The sequence below is a fragment of the Streptomyces sp. NPDC007896 genome (assembly GCF_042959425.1).
In the GTDB taxonomy this organism is placed as follows: domain Bacteria; phylum Actinomycetota; class Actinomycetes; order Streptomycetales; family Streptomycetaceae; genus Streptomyces.
On sequence record NZ_JBIBKX010000002.1, the window covers coordinates 518925 to 533585 of the forward strand.

Here is a 14661-nt window from a genome sequence, read left to right on the forward strand (position 1 = left end):
CCCACCACCGACATTGGCGCCCCACCACAGCTCACCCCAACCCCCACAACCCCTTCCCCAACGTGGTGAGCCCGCCGGCCAACGCCAGCAACAGAACCAGCACCCGCGCCCGCTGCTCCGGCACCCGATCGGCAAGCACCCTCCCGATCGACGCCCCCACCACCATCCCCGTCCCCACGACCCCCCACCGCACCGGCCCCAGGTGCGGAACGCCGTTCGAGGCCACCGAGAAGGCGTTCACCACCACCCCGTAGAACAGCGCGTTCGGCACGAACTCCCGCACCGTCCACCCCGCGTTGAGGGCGTACAGGGAGACCGGCGGACCCCCCACCCCCGCCGCCGAGTTCATGAACCCGCCCGCCGCCCCCGCGGCCACCGCACCCCGCGTGCCACGCAGCGCGGGCAGCCGGACGCCCCGCATGACCACGACCACGGCGACCGTCACCAGCGCGCCCATGAAAACCAACAGCGCGGCCGGCGGCAGCCGTCGCGCGACCCAGCTGCCCACCGGCACGGTGAGCGCCGCCGCCAGGCACAACGGCACCATGGCGCGCGGCCGCACCCGCCGCCACCCACCGGCCAGCCCCACGACACAGATCGCCCCGGCGACGCAGTTCGCGAGGACGACACCCTCGGCCGGCCCGAGCAGCAGCACCAGCGCCGGCACGGCGACGAGCGCGAAGCCCATCCCGGTCAGCCATTGCACACAGGACCCCAACAGCACGATCTCGCCCAGCATCAACTCGCCCGTCATCCACGCCCCTTACCCCACCCGGCACCCCCACACGCCCGTCACCACCCCCTCGCGCAGCGTGAGTTGGCCGTGAGTTGGATCAGCCCTGCACGTCCGCTGGACGGCCCCTAACCGGCGCGAAGAGAGGCTGGAGTCGCTTCCACAGCAAGCGGAGCACCCGCAAGTACCCCCACCGCACTGGAGTTTTCATGAAGCGCCAGATACGCAAGCGCGCCGCCGTCATCACCGTCTCCACCCTCGTCGCGGCGGGCGCCGTGGGCGTCGGGATCGGCACGTCGGCCGGCGCGGCCCCGCAGAAGCCGCCCACCAAGGCGCGGATCGCCGCGCTCTTCGACGGCTGGAACGCCGCGCTGAAGACCGGCGACCCGGACAAGGTGGCCGACCGCTACGCCTCCGACGCCGTCCTGCTGCCCACCGTCTCCCACAAGATCCGCGACACGCATGCCGAGATCGTCGACTACTTCGAGCACTTCCTCGAGAACAAGCCGGTCGGCAAGAAGATCGAGACGATCGTCAACGTCCTCGACGAGAACTCCGCCATCGACACCGGCCTGTACGCGTTCACGCTCACCGACCCGGGTACCGGGGCCAAGCGCACCGTCGAGGCCCGCTACACGTACGAGTACGAGAAGCGCGGCGGCAAGTGGCTGATCGTCAACCACCACTCCTCGGTGATGCCCGAAGGCTGACGGCCACCCACAGCCCGCCGCCGGGCGCGTCGCGCAGGGCCACGGTCCCGCCGTCGTCCGTCACCAGCTGTTTGACGATGGAGAGGCCGAGCCCGGAGCCGGAGCGCCCGGTCAGGCCCTGACCGCGCCAGAAGCGGTCGAAGGCGCGGGCCTTCTCCGCGTCGGACATGCCGGGGCCCTGGTCGAGCACCGAGAGCACCACCTCGTCGGGGCGGCCCGCCACCTTCACGGTGATCACCGAACCGTCCGGGGAAACCTCCAGGGCGTTCGACAGGATGTTGTCCAGCACCTGGTCGAGGTGGCCGGGACTGGCCAGCACGAGCGACCGGCCGCCGAGATCCCCCTCCTGCGCGATGGTGACCCCGCGCTCCTCGGCGGCCGGCCGCCACACCGTGAGCCGGTTCTCCACCAGCTCCCGCAGCGGCAGCGCCTCCGCCGCCGAGACCTTCGCCTCGGCACGGGCGAGCACGAGCAGCCCGTTCACCAGCCGGCTCATCCGGACGACCTCGGCGGTGGCCTGGTCCACGTCCTCGCGCACGAACTCGTCCTCGACCCCGTCCGCGATGTTGTCGAGGGACAGGCGCAACGCCGTGAGCGGGGTACGGAGCTGGTGGGAGGCGTCGGCGACGAAGATCCGCTGGGAGTCGATGAGGGTGTCCAGGCGTTCCGCGCCCGAGTTGAGGGTGCGGGCCAGGCGCTGGGTCTCCGGCGGTCCGGTCACCGGTGAGCGCGCGGTCAGATCCCCGTCGCCGAACTTGCTCGCCATCTCGTTGAGCTGGCGCAGCGGCCGGGTCAGCCGGCGTGCCACCAGCGCGCCGAGCCCGGCGGCCACCGCCAGCACACCGACGGCGAGGATCGCCCGGAAGCCCCAGATCCGCCACAGCCGGGCGGTCAGATCGGAGGTCGGGTACGTGACGCGCACCGCGCCCACGATGTGGTTGTCCCTGATCGCCGGAACCGTCACCCGCAGCGCGCCGTCGCCCCAGCGCGCCGTGTCCGTCCCGTCCGTGCCGGAGGCCGGGAGCACCTCCACATGGCCGGGCGTCTGGTCGGCGTACGCGGTCGCCAGCCGGTTCAGCGCGGCCCGTGAGGCGGGATCGCCCTGCGCCAGCACGAGTGCCATCGTGGTCGCTTCCCGGCGCACCGAGGCCTCGGTGTCGCCGCGCAGCTGCGAGGTCAGCGTGAAGGCCACCGGCACCGTGAACGCGGTCAGCGCGACGGCCACCAGCAGGACGTAACTGACGATGAGCTGCCGGATCATGAGCCGGGCGCGCCCTGATCCGGGGCGTGGGCCGACTGCGGGCCCGGGATCGAGGCCGGAGCCGAGACCGGGTCCGGGTCCGGGGTCGTCTTCGAGTCCGGCACCGGATCCCGTACGACCTCCAGACGGAACCCGACCCCCCGTACCGCCTCGATGGTGATCGCCCCCGCGAGCTTGCGCCGCAGTGCGGCGACATGGACGTCGAGCGTCTTCGTCGGGCCGAACCAGTTCGCGTCCCAGACCGCTTCCATGATCTGTTCGCGTGACATCAGCGCGCCGGGCTCCTCGGTGAGGAAGGCGAGCAGGTCGTACTCCTTGGGCGCGAGCGCCACCTCGACGCCGTCGAGGCGGACCCGGGCGGCCTTGCGGTCGACGGTGAGCCGGGGCCCGTACCGGTCGGGGCCCGCCGACGTCTCCGTACGGGGCCGGACGCGCCGCATCACCGCCCTTATCCGCGCGATGACCTCCCGTACGCCGAAGGGCTTGGAGACGTAGTCGTCGGCGCCTATCTCCAGACCCACCACCCGGTCGGTCTCGTCGCTGCGCGCGCTGATCACGATGATCGGCACGTCACCGCGGGTCCGCAGCGCCTTGCAGACGTCGAGGCCGTCGGTGTCGGGCAGGCCGAGGTCGAGGAGGACGACGTCGTACGGGCCCTGGTGGGCCAGTGCCGCGTGGCCGGTCGTGACCCACTCGACCTGGAAGCCGTAGCGCAGCAGCCCGCGCCGCAGTGACTCGGCGACCGGCTGATCGTCTTCCACCAGGAGTACGCGCACAGCCGAACCTTAGTGCTTGAGAGTTAAGACACGGCGGTGTCGTGTGACACGGGGCACTTTCCGGAGTGGCGGGGCGTGTGGGCGGGCAGGTGCCGCTCGGAGCGGCCGGAGCAACCCTGCCGAAACCGGTGGATCTGACGACTCCGGTGGACTCCCGGTGGACCTTGACGGTCCGGAGTGATCACGTCGTGAGCGGGACATCTCACGATTCGATACTCCGGAAGGGAAATCCGGCCGCTCGTTAGACTGAGCCGACCGCAGTTGTGCGGTGCAGAGACGGATTGAGCGAGGAGCGCACGTGGGCCTTGTCGTGCAGAAGTACGGAGGCTCCTCCGTAGCCGATGCCGAGGGCATCAAGCGCGTCGCCAAGCGAATCGTGGAAGCGAAGAAGAACGGCCACCAGGTGGTCGTGGTCGTTTCCGCGATGGGCGACACGACGGACGAGCTGATCGATCTCGCCGAGCAGGTATCTCCGATGCCAAGCGGACGAGAGTTCGACATGCTGCTGACCGCCGGAGAGCGGATCTCCATGGCCCTGCTGGCGATGGCGATCAAAAACCTGGGCCACAGCGCCCAGAGCTTCACCGGCAGCCAGGCAGGCGTCATCACCGACTCGGTCCACAACAAAGCGCGGATCATCGACGTCACGCCGGGCCGTATCCGGACGGCGCTCGACGAGGGCAACATCGCCATCGTCGCCGGCTTCCAGGGCGTCTCGCAGGACAAGAAGGACATCACCACGCTCGGACGAGGCGGGTCCGACACCACGGCCGTCGCGCTCGCCGCGGCGCTGGACGCCGAGGTCTGCGAGATCTACACCGACGTGGACGGCGTGTTCACCGCCGACCCGCGGGTGGTGAAGAAGGCGAAGAAGATCGACTGGATCGCCTTCGAGGACATGCTGGAGCTCGCCGCCTCCGGCTCCAAGGTGCTGCTCCACCGCTGTGTGGAGTACGCCCGCCGCTACAACATCCCGATCCACGTGCGCTCGTCCTTCAGCGGGCTTCAGGGCACCTGGGTCAGCAGCGCACCGATCAAGCAAGGGGACCAGAAGGTGGAGCAGGCCATCATTTCCGGTGTCGCTCACGACACCTCCGAGGCCAAGGTCACGGTCGTCGGTGTCCCGGACAAGCCGGGCGAGGCCGCCTCGATCTTCCGCGCCATCGCCGATGCCGAGATCAACATCGACATGGTCGTGCAGAACGTGTCCGCCGCCTCCACCGGTCTGACGGACATCTCCTTCACCCTCCCCAAGACTGAGGGCCGCAAGGCCATCGACGCCCTGGAGAAGGCGAAGAACGTGATCGGCTTCGACTCGCTGCGCTACGACGACCAGATCGGCAAGATCTCGCTCGTCGGCGCGGGCATGAAGACGAACCCGGGTGTCACGGCCGGCTTCTTCGAGGCGCTGTCCGACGCGGGGGTGAACATCGAGCTGATCTCCACCTCCGAGATCCGCATCTCGGTGGTCACGCGTGCCGACGACGTCCCCGAGGCCGTCCGCGCGGTGCACACCGCCTTCGGACTCGACTCCGACAGCGACGAGGCCGTCGTCTACGGAGGCACCGGACGATGACCGTCCTTTCGTACGGCGGCGCTGGCCGCCGCTGATGAGCAGGCCCGCAGGACCGACGCTGGCGGTCGTGGGTGCGACCGGGGCCGTCGGCACGGTCATGCTCCAGATCCTGTCCCAGCACGCGGACATCTGGGGCGAGATCCGTCTGCTCGCCTCCCCGCGCTCGGCCGGCCGCAAGCTGTCCGTGCGCGGCGAGGAGGTCGAGGTGGTGGCGCTCAGTGAGGCCGCCTTCGACGGTGTCGACGTCGCGATGTTCGACGTCCCCGACGAGGTGGCCGCGCAGTGGGCGCCGATCGCCGCGGCCAAGGGCGTGATCGTGGTCGACAACTCGGGCGCGTTCCGGATGGACCCGGACGTGCCGCTGGTCGTCCCCGAGGTGAATCCGCACGCCGCGCGTGTGCGCCCGCGCGGGATCATCTCCAACCCGAACTGCACCACCCTCTCCATGATCGTGGCGCTCGGCGCGCTGCACGCCGAGTTCGGCCTGCGCGAGCTGGTGGTCTCCTCGTACCAGGCGGTGAGCGGTGCGGGGCGCGCGGGCGTCGACACCCTGCGCCAGCAGCTGTCCCTCGTCGCCGGTACGGAACTGGGGACCACCCCCGGTGACGTACGCCGGGTCGTGGGCGACAACACGGGCCCCTTCCCGGAGCCGGTGGCGCTGAACGTCGTCCCGTGGGCCGGGTCGCTGCGCGAGGACGGCTGGTCCTCGGAGGAGATGAAGGTGCGGGACGAGTCCCGCAAGATCCTCGGGCTGCCGGACCTGCCCGTGGCCGTGACCTGCGTCCGCGTCCCGGTCGTGACCACGCACTCCCTCACCGTGCACGCCCGCTTCGAGGGCAAGGTCACCGTGACCAAGGCCCGCGAGATCCTGGCCACCGCGCCCGGAGTCGTCCTGTTCGACAACCCGGCCGCCGGCGAGTTCCCCACTCCCGCGGACGTCGTCGGCACCGACCCGACCTGGGTGGGCCGCGTCCGCCGGGCCCTCGACGACCCGACCGCCCTCGAACTCTTCGTCTGCGGCGACAACCTCCGCAAGGGCGCCGCCCTCAACACGGCCCAGATCGCGGAACTGGTGGCGGCGGAGCTGTTCTAGACAGCCGCGTCAGGGGAGCGGCGTGCGCGCGGATTCAACGGAATCACTCGGGCACGCCGCCGCCCCGGCACGGGGGCTCCACGCGGTGGCGTACGGCGGATGTCCATGGTCGAAGGCTACGGAGGCAACCGCCGTCGTCGCGAACCGATTTCGGCGGCGTGTGTCTGAGACTCGTCTTGCATGGCCGGTAAGTTTCGCTGCTCAGCGTGTCCGAGGGCCAAAATCTCCCTGGCCATCACCGGATTCGTTTGTAGGATCTGTGTCAGTTGTGTGGCCGGAATAATGGTCCGGACCACTTGTACAGGACCCGCTTGGCGTTCGAAGATTTCCCTCCCCGTTCTCCGCAACCGCGCGGAGGGCGGGGAGCGTCTTTGCGGTCGCCCTAAACGGGTGCCCGGGGGCGGCACGACATAACGGGGCATAGGGGATGAGCTAGTACGCATGAGGGCATTCAATGCACTGCCAGGCGCGCTACCGGTCGCGTCGGCAGGCGTTCCGGCACATGGTCCGGCGGGCGTTGCGAGGTGCGTGGGGGCGGGTCTTGTGGGGCGCGTGGGGACAGGCGTTGTGCGGTGCGTGGGGACGGACGTCGTGGGGTGCGTGGGAGCGGGTGCTTCGGCCGGTGTGAACCCTGGAGCGAATGTGATGCCTGTCGCGTACAACCCTGACGGGGGGAAGCGTGTCCAACTGGCGTGGCAGAGGTTCTCGAATTCACCGCGGTACAGACCAGGGGCACGTCCCTGCGTCCACCCCGCCGACTCCGCAGCCCCGGCGTGCCCGGCGGCATGCCGGTGATCGCGCCCATGCCTGCAGCGCGGCCCGCCCGCATACCGAGTCAGCGCGACGGCGCTGAAGACAGCATGGCCGCCGGCACCACGGTCGACCATCTCACCGAGACCTACCGCGCCCACTACCGGTCGCTGCTGGGCCTCGCGGCACTCCTGCTCGACGACACCGCCTCCTGCGAGGACGTCGTCCAGGAGGCCTTCATCCGGGTGCACTCGGCGCGCAAACGCGTCCGGGACCCCGAGAAGACGCTCGCGTATCTGCGGCAGACCGTCGTCAACCTCTCGCGCTCCGCGCTGCGCCGGCGCATCCTCGGCCTCAAGCTCCTCTCGAAGCCGATGCCCGACATGGCGAGCGCGGAGGAGGGCGCGTACGACCAGCTGGAGCGCGACGCCCTGATCAAGGCGATGAAGGGCCTCCAGCGCCGTCAGCGCGAGGTCCTCGTCCTGCGCTACTTCGCGGACATGACCGAGGCCCAGGTCGCCGAGACCCTCGGCATATCGCTCGGGTCGGTCAAGGCGTACGGTTCGCGCGGCATCGCCGCGCTCCGTGTCGCCATGGAGGCCCCGGCATGAGCCAGCGACGCGACAACCACGACCGACACGAGCCCTATGAGTGGCATGAGCCGACAGACCGGTCCACGCCCGCCGAAGACGAGCAAGAGCAAGAGCAAGAGCACGAGCAGCAAGCTGGGAACGGAACTGTGAACCACGGCCCCGACGCAAACGGCCCCCACCCGCAGGGCCCGGACGCACAGGGCCCGGACGCACTGGGCCCGGACGCACTGGGCCCGGACGCACTGGGCCCGGACGCACAGGGCCCGCACGCACTGGGCCCGGACGCACTGGGCTCCGACGGGTTCGGTGCGGACGAGCTGGCGCTGCGCCGGCTGCTGCACCAGGCCGTCCAGGAGATCGAACCCACCGACGGCACGCTGGAGCACCTGCGCCGTGCGGTCCCCGCACGACGGGCCCGCAAGCGTCAGGCCATCGTCGGCGTGGCCGCCGCCGCGCTCTTCATCGGCACCGCCGTCCCCGCCCTCGTGCATGTCTCGAACGCCTCCGGGTCGAACGCCGACCCGTCCATAGCGGGCAACAGCTCACAGGCGCAGGGCGGCACCAGCCAGGGCAAGGGCCCCGACGGCGGCGAGAGCTCCGCGGGTGGCAGCTCCGGTACCACCAAGGACAAGGGCAAGGGCAGCCAGACCGGCACGCCCGACAAGGGCAAGGGGGCGAACACCGGGTCGGCCACGGGCGGCCCCGATCCCTCGGCCTCGGCCGCGATCTCTCCCGCGTGCACACCGGCGCAGCTCGGCGGGGCCACCAGTGCCGTCGGCACCCCGGACGCCACCGGCGCGGTCTACGGCTCCTTCACCCTCTCGAACGTCTCCGCCACCAGCTGCACCGTCAGCGGCGCGGGCGTGGTCGGCACCCTCGCACAGGGCGCCGCGGACTCGGCCAAGATCAGCGTGGTGACGCATGTGGCGGGCGACGCGGCCACCGGGCTGCCCGACCCCTCCACGGAGGTCGCCTCGGTGGTGCTGAAGCCGAGCGCCTCGTACGTCGTGAAGTTCGCCTGGGTGCCCTCGGAGACCTGTCCGACCACCGGCGGCGGACAGCCCTCGCCGACCCCGACCACCACCACGGACGGCGCCACCGGCACGGGCGGCACCGCCACGGACACCGGTGGCACCGGCACCTCGACCCAGATGGTGACGGAGGACGGCGGCCTGGCCGACGGCAGCGTCACCGTGTCGTACACGGCGGCGACGGGCGCGGCGACGGCCACGACGACCGTGTCCAACGCGTGCGCCGGGACGATCTACCGGACGGGGATGTTTCCGGCGTCCTGAGGGGCGTCGGCGGCGGGTTCGGCGGCAGGTTCGGCGACCGTGGCTTCTTCTTCGTCGTGGTCCGGGACGATTCCCAGCTCCGCGTCCCGCGCGAACTCCGCCTCGCGGCGCAGCAGCCGGAACCACATGAAGACCACGAAGCCCGCGAACACGAACCACTCACCGGTGTAACCGAGGTTCTGGAACGCCTTCAGGTCCAGGCCGGTGCCCTGAGGCGCGGTCGCGGGCACCGCACGCATCCCGCTGTCGGCCTTCGCGAGGGTGATCCAGGCGTCGTACACCTCGTACGGCACCAGGTTCACCAGTGACGCCGAGCTGATCGCGCCGGTCTGTCCTGCGGGCAGGCCCCCGGCGGCGGTGACGCCGTTCGCCCCCGGGCTCTCGGACGCCTGGAGCGCACCCGTGACGGTGACCTCACCGGTCGGGGCGGCGGGCGCCTTCGCCGGGTCGGCGCTTCCGGGCAGCCAGCCCCGTACGACGGGCAGCGCCTTGCCGCCGTCGACGCGCAGCAGCGTCAGCACGTAGAACCCGGGCTCACCGTCGAGCTCGCGGCCCGGCACGAGGAGCTGCTTGCCGTACCGGCCGGTCGCGGTGGCCTGCTTTCCGGAGGTCTCCGTGCTCACGGGCAGCAGCCGGGCGAGCGGACGGGCGGCCTCCGTCTTGGCCGCGGTGGCCTGCTCACCGGCCGCGCGGTGGTCCTGCACCCGCGCCTCGAACCGGCTCAACTGCCAGGACCCCATGAAGATGCAGAAGGGGATGGCCAACAGCACGAAGACGTTGATCCCCCACCAGCGGGGCGTCAGCAGGAACCGGTACACGAGTTCAAAGGTACGGTGCCGCGCTCGACGCCGGGGCTTCGGGGCCCCTCGTGCCGGTGGTTTCCCGGAGTTCACCCGGCGCGATCGGCGAAGTTATCCACAGGCTGGGGACCTCGCCAGCGCGGGGTCGGTCGGGCCAGGCACTATGGGGCCATGACTGAGAGCAACGGGTCCATCGAGCAGCGCCAGGCAGCCATGCCCGACTGGGAGAAGCGCTTCCGGGCGCCGCGAGTGTCGCTGCCCGACTGGGCGGAGGACGCGCCGCACCGCGCGCTGTTCGTCTCCAACGCGACGGGGACGTACGAGCTGTACGCGTGGGACCGCGGGACGGGGGAGCAGCGCCAGGTCACGAACCGGGCGAACGGTACGACGGACGGGGTGCTCTCCCCGGACGGCGAGTGGATCTGGTGGTTCGACGACAAGGACGGCGACGAGTTCGGCATCTGGCGCCGCCAGCGCTTCGTCGCTCCCAAGAGCACGGACACGGTCGATGCCGTCGATGGTGCCGGAAGTGTCGACGCCCCCGCTGCTCCGGGCCTGGAGCCTTCCTACCCCGGGGGCCTGGCCATCGGCAGGGACGGCCGCACCGCGGTCGTGGGCCGCTCGACGGACGAGGACGGCTCGACGATCCACGTGGTCCGCTTCGGCGAGGAGCCGGTGGAGATCTACCGTCACCGGGAGTCGGCGGGCGTCGGCGACCTCTCGCACGACGGCTCCCTGATCGCCGTCGAGCACACCGAGCACGGCGACGCGATGCACTCGGCGCTGCGGGTGCTGCGCCCGGACGGCTCGACGGTCGCCGAGCTCGACGACACCAAGGGCGGCACGGTCGAGCTGGGTCTGGAAGTGCTCGGCTTCGCTCCGGTGGACGGGGACACCCGCCTCCTCATCGGCCATCAGCGGCGCGGCCGTTGGGAGCCGCTGGTGTGGGACGTGGCGACGGGGGAGGAGACGGACCTGGCCCTGGACCTCCCGGGCGACGTGGCGGCCGAGTGGTACCCCGACGGTTCGGCCCTTCTCATCGCCCACAGCTTCGAGGCCCGCAGCGACCTGTGGCGCTACGACCTGGCGTCCCGCGAGCTGGTCCAGGTGCCCACCCCGCAGGGCACGGTCTCCGGGGCGACGGCCCGCCCCGACGGAACCGTGGAGTATCTGTGGTCCTCGGCGGCCGAGCCGTCCGTGGTCCGCTCGACGACGGGCGAGATCGTCCTCGATCCCCCCGGCCTGAAGTCCCCGGGCTCGGTCCCCGTGGAGGACGTGTGGGTGGAGGGTCCCGGCGGCCGCGTCCACGCGCTCATCCAGAAGCCGGCGGGCACGACGGGCCCCCTGCCCACGGTCTTCGACATCCACGGTGGCCCGACCTGGCACGACAGCGACTCCTTCGCGGCGGGCCCGGCAGCCTGGGTGGACCACGGGTACGCGGTGGTCCGGATCAACTACCGAGGCTCCACGGGCTACGGCCGCGAGTGGACGGACGCCCTCAAGCACCGAGTCGGCCTGATCGAACTCGAAGACATCGAGGCGGTCCGGGAATGGGCGGTGACGTCGGGCCTCGCCGACCCCGCCCGCCTGATCCTCACCGGCGGCTCCTGGGGCGGCTACCTCACCCTCCTGGGCCTCGGCACGCAGCCGGACGCGTGGACCCTCGGCATCGCCGCCGTCCCGGTCGCCGACTATGTGACGGCGTACCACGACGAGATGGAAGCCCTGAAGGCGATGGACCGCACCCTCCTCGGCGGCACCCCCGAGGAGGTCCCCGAACGCTTCGAGGCCTCCTCCCCCCTCACCTACGTCGACGCGGTCAAGGCCCCCGTCTACATCTCGGCCGGCGTCAACGACCCCCGCTGCCCCATCCGCCAGATCGACAACTACGTAGCCCGCCTCACCGCCCGCAGCGCCATCCACGAGGTCTACCGCTACGACGCGGGCCACGGCTCCCTGGTCGTCGACGAACGCATCAAACAGGTGAAACTCGAACTCGACTTCGCAAACAGACACCTGCCCCAGTAGGCCCGCCCCCGCCAGAGGCGCGGGGAACTGCGCGCCCAGCCCCCAAGGGCCCGCAGCCAAAAGGCCCCGGCCAACAACAGGAACGAAGCCCCAGAGACACAGGGGCGGAGCCCCGAGGGGTCCGGGGGCGGGGTGCAGGGGCGGAGCCCCGAGGGGTCCGGGGGCGGCGTCCTTTGGCAGGGCGCAGGGGGCGGAGTCCCGCAGGGGTCTGGGGGCGGCGTCCTTTGGCGGGGCGCAGGGGCGGAGCCCCGAGGAGTCCGGGGGCGGCCGTCCTTTGGCGGGGTGCAGGGGCGGAGCCCCGCAGGGGTCAGGGGGCGGAGCCCCCTGGTGGGGTCTGGGGCGGAGCCCCGGAGGGATGGGACGGGTAGGGGCGGCGGGGGCGAAGAAAATCCCCCCCCACCCCGCTCCCCGCGCCAGAGCCAGACACCCCCCGCCCCCGGAGACCAAAAACCTACGTACCCGCCGATTCCCGCCGCCGCCGACCCAACAACTCCGCCAGCCCCCTCCGAGTCGCAGCCAACACCACCCGATCCTCCGCCCGAAGCACATACGTGGCGGGAAGATCCCAGACCAGCCCGGAACCACCCCGCCCGCCCCCACTGCCCCCACCGCCCCCCACGGCGGACACGGGTTCACCACCCCGCCGTCCCCCCGACGCAGCCGTATCCAACGCAAGCACCCGCCACGACCCCGCCCGAAACGCCTCCCCCACAGTCCGCCCCTCCAACTGCGGATGTCCACCCACCACGATGGCCGCGAACAGCAACACCCGCCGCTCCACCGGAATCGCCCCGAGGATCTGCCGCCCCATCATGGCCCCGGCAAACGCGGGCGCGGCCAGATGCGACACGCTACGACTGCGGGTCAGCGCCTGCGGATGCGCGGCCCGCAGGGTCCGGTACACGGCGGTGGCGAAGTCGTCGTCGTACAACCGCAGCACGACCCGCAGATCGGGCCGCACGGTACGGGCGTACAACGCGGCTTCCAGGTTCGTCGTGTCCGCGCTGGTCAGCGCGAGCAGCGCATGCGCCCGATGAATCTTCGCGGCCTCCAGCACACCTTCCTGCGTGACGTCACCCAACACCACCGGCACCCGCAACCGCCGCGCCAGCGCCAGCCCCCGCGCCTCCGGATCGGCCTCGACACACACCACCGGAATGTGCAGCTCACGCAGGCGCGTCAACACCCGCGTCCCGATCTTCCCGACCCCGAGCAGCACCACATGCCCGGACAGCCCCCGCGGCGGCTTGCGCAACGCGGACCCGCTGCGGAACGTACCGAGCGCCTCCAGCACGGCGGCGAGCAGCACAGGCAGCAGCAACAACCCGACGAGCCCGGAGAAGAGCTGAAGAATCTGCCGCCCGATGGGTTCCCCGATGGCGGGGTTGTTGATGGCGAAGAGATCGAGCAGCGTGAGATAGGTCGCCTGCAGCGGGGGCTCCCCGGTGACGAGCATCGACGCGACCGCCAGCCCGACCACACACCCCACCAGCCCGGCGAACGACCAGCGCAGCCGCCGCGACAGCAGCGAGCCGAAGGGCACGACACTGCGCCGCCCCGCGGACGGCGCGGACGCGGCGTACGACACCGTCTCCAGGACGACGGTCCCGCGGCCGGTGGCCGCCGCCACGGCCCGCTCGTCGGGCAGCAGCCGAGGGCCGTGCGACCCGCTGCCTTCCGAACCGTCGGCCCCGGCGGGGTCGTGGGTGGTGGCGGACAGCAGCGCGAGCGTGCACAGCCCGGGATCGGCGACCTCGCCGGGCCCCGGCGGCGGCCGCTCCACCGCCCGCAGCATCAACCCATCGGTCTGGACGACCTTGCTGGTCCCGGCGACGGCGGTCGCGGCGAGCGCCGGCGCGGCGGTGTCGGCATCGGACAACACGGTGGTGGACGCGTCGAACCCGAGCCCCCCGCTCCCCCCGCCACCGTCCCCCTCACCATCGGTCACGGCCATGGCCAACGCCGAGGCCTGATCGAGGAGTTCCTCGATGTGCTGCCCGAGGCGCCGGTTGTAGAGCCGTATGACGAGCCGCAGCCGCGGATTGAGGCGGCGCGCGGTGAGCGCGGCCCGGATGTTGGTCTCGTCGTCGTCATGGACGAGTGCGAGGGCGGCGGCCCGTTCCACGCCCGCCTCGGCGAGTACGGCCTCGGTGAGTTCGGTGGCCTCCAACACCCGCTCGGAACCGGCGGGTTCGGCCGTCCGGTTGGGCGGTCCCTGCGGCCCCTCCCCGTTGCCCGCGGCCCGGTTCACCGCCGCGGACATCCGGTCGAACAGCGTCGAGCCCCGAGCCCGCCCGACCACAGGAGGCCGCACACTGCGCTGGGTGGGCGGCACGACGAGGGTCACCCGTTCGCCGTACACACCCCGCAGTTCGGCGGCCAGCCGGTGCGCCAGGGCGTCGTCCCCGGCCACCACCATGTGCGCGGTCGTGTCGGTCGACGGGCTTTGATACGGAAGGGTCCCCACGAGGAAGAAGAGTGCCGCACTGGGAGGTGTGGTTCCAGAGGGGGCCGACGGGCCGGCACCGCCTCAGCGGCGCGTACGGGCCCGTGCCTCGCGCGGCGGCCGGACGAACTGCAACTCCAGCGCGACCGGAGGTTCGGCGACCCCCGGCCCTCCGGCGGACGCCCAACTCACCAGCTCCTCGGTGCAGTCGTCCCCCATCGCGAACCCGATCCAGGTCGCCCGCGCACCCCGGCGCCGGGCGTCCCCCGAAGGCTGTACGACCACGACATTGGCCTGGTCGCAGGGCCCGAGACAGTCCACGGTCCGCACCACGAACCGGCCCCCGGACGCCTCGGCCCCGGTCCGCAACCGCTCCAGCTGCCAGGCGTGATCGTCTTCGGGATACTTCCGCGGATTGCCACAACAACACCCACGGCAGACGACCAGCGTGCAGGGCCGCGACCCGGCGGCACCGATCGCCACCGTACGAGACCTGTCGGCCGAGGCTCGGTTCAACGGATCGGCTCTCCTTGTCGAACGTACGTCTACTGCCGCAGACGATAGTTGACGAACCCGCAGGCCATAACGCCACGACCTCTT

12 protein-coding genes are annotated in these 14661 nt (G+C 71.4%); 6 read left to right on the forward strand and 6 right to left on the reverse strand.

Annotated elements, in window-relative coordinates; all coding sequences use genetic code 11:
- Window positions 1-31: 31 nt before the first annotated feature.
- Window positions 32-754 (reverse strand): TSUP family transporter, encoded by a 723-nt coding sequence (locus ACFZDJ_RS10015; RefSeq protein ID WP_391057567.1) that lies wholly within the window; start codon window positions 752-754, stop codon window positions 32-34.
- Window positions 755-942: 188 nt separating this feature from the next.
- Here ACFZDJ_RS10015 and ACFZDJ_RS10020 point away from each other — a divergent pair, with 188 nt between their 5' ends.
- Entirely contained in the window at window positions 943-1443 is a 501-nt protein-coding gene (locus ACFZDJ_RS10020; protein ID WP_391057570.1) for an SgcJ/EcaC family oxidoreductase, read from the forward strand.
- Here ACFZDJ_RS10020 and ACFZDJ_RS10025 read toward each other — a convergent pair.
- Together ACFZDJ_RS10025 and ACFZDJ_RS10030 are read right to left on the reverse strand one after the other, a co-directional pair.
- A complete protein-coding gene (locus ACFZDJ_RS10025; protein ID WP_391057573.1) occupies window positions 1409-2704 on the reverse strand; it encodes an ATP-binding protein in 1296 nt (431 codons plus the stop codon). The two genes, ACFZDJ_RS10020 and ACFZDJ_RS10025, sit on opposite strands and share 35 nt — an antisense overlap.
- Window positions 2701-3480, reverse strand: a complete 780-nt coding sequence (locus ACFZDJ_RS10030; protein ID WP_390934198.1) for a response regulator — start codon at window positions 3478-3480, stop codon at window positions 2701-2703. Before ACFZDJ_RS10030 ends, ACFZDJ_RS10025 begins: the two co-directional genes overlap by 4 nt.
- 298 nt (window positions 3481-3778) lie before the next feature.
- On the opposite strand from ACFZDJ_RS10030, the gene ACFZDJ_RS10035 reads away from it, so the two are divergent.
- The 4 genes from ACFZDJ_RS10035 (at window position 3779) to ACFZDJ_RS10050 (ending at window position 8787) form a co-directional block, all read left to right on the forward strand.
- Window positions 3779-5056: an aspartate kinase gene (locus tag ACFZDJ_RS10035; protein ID WP_101399547.1), complete on the forward strand. Its 1278-nt coding sequence runs from the start codon at window positions 3779-3781 to the stop codon at window positions 5054-5056.
- A 34-nt stretch (window positions 5057-5090) separates the two neighbouring features.
- Complete coding sequence (locus ACFZDJ_RS10040) at window positions 5091-6149, forward strand: aspartate-semialdehyde dehydrogenase (RefSeq protein WP_101399548.1); 1059 nt, start codon at window positions 5091-5093, stop codon at window positions 6147-6149.
- Window positions 6150-6934: 785 nt separating this feature from the next.
- Window positions 6935-7510: a SigE family RNA polymerase sigma factor gene (locus ACFZDJ_RS10045; protein ID WP_054231405.1), complete on the forward strand. Its 576-nt coding sequence runs from the start codon at window positions 6935-6937 to the stop codon at window positions 7508-7510.
- 128 nt (window positions 7511-7638) lie between these two features.
- Window positions 7639-8787 carry a hypothetical protein gene (locus ACFZDJ_RS10050; protein ID WP_391057576.1) on the forward strand — a complete coding sequence of 383 codons (1149 nt, stop codon included), beginning with the start codon at window positions 7639-7641 and terminating at the stop codon, window positions 8785-8787.
- Here the strand turns inward: ACFZDJ_RS10050 and ACFZDJ_RS10055 are convergent.
- Window positions 8757-9605: an SURF1 family cytochrome oxidase biogenesis protein gene (locus ACFZDJ_RS10055; protein ID WP_391057579.1), complete on the reverse strand. Its 849-nt coding sequence runs from the start codon at window positions 9603-9605 to the stop codon at window positions 8757-8759. The genes ACFZDJ_RS10050 and ACFZDJ_RS10055 overlap by 31 nt on opposite strands.
- Before the next feature lie 153 nt (window positions 9606-9758).
- Here ACFZDJ_RS10055 and ACFZDJ_RS10060 point away from each other — a divergent pair, with 153 nt between their 5' ends.
- Complete coding sequence (locus tag ACFZDJ_RS10060) at window positions 9759-11615, forward strand: prolyl oligopeptidase family serine peptidase (protein ID WP_391057582.1); 1857 nt, start codon at window positions 9759-9761, stop codon at window positions 11613-11615.
- A gap of 451 nt (window positions 11616-12066) precedes the next feature.
- Here the strand turns inward: ACFZDJ_RS10060 and ACFZDJ_RS10065 are convergent, their stop codons facing one another.
- Both ACFZDJ_RS10065 and ACFZDJ_RS10070 read right to left on the reverse strand, forming a co-directional pair.
- The gene (locus tag ACFZDJ_RS10065) at window positions 12067-14034 is read right to left on the reverse strand and encodes an NAD-binding protein (RefSeq protein WP_390934351.1); all 1968 of its coding nucleotides are present in this window, start codon (window positions 14032-14034) and stop codon (window positions 12067-12069) included.
- Between the two features lie 111 nt (window positions 14035-14145).
- Window positions 14146-14577, reverse strand: coding sequence for a (2Fe-2S) ferredoxin domain-containing protein (locus ACFZDJ_RS10070; protein ID WP_390934202.1), 432 nt, complete (start codon window positions 14575-14577; stop codon window positions 14146-14148).
- Between the last annotated feature and the right edge of the window lie 84 nt (window positions 14578-14661).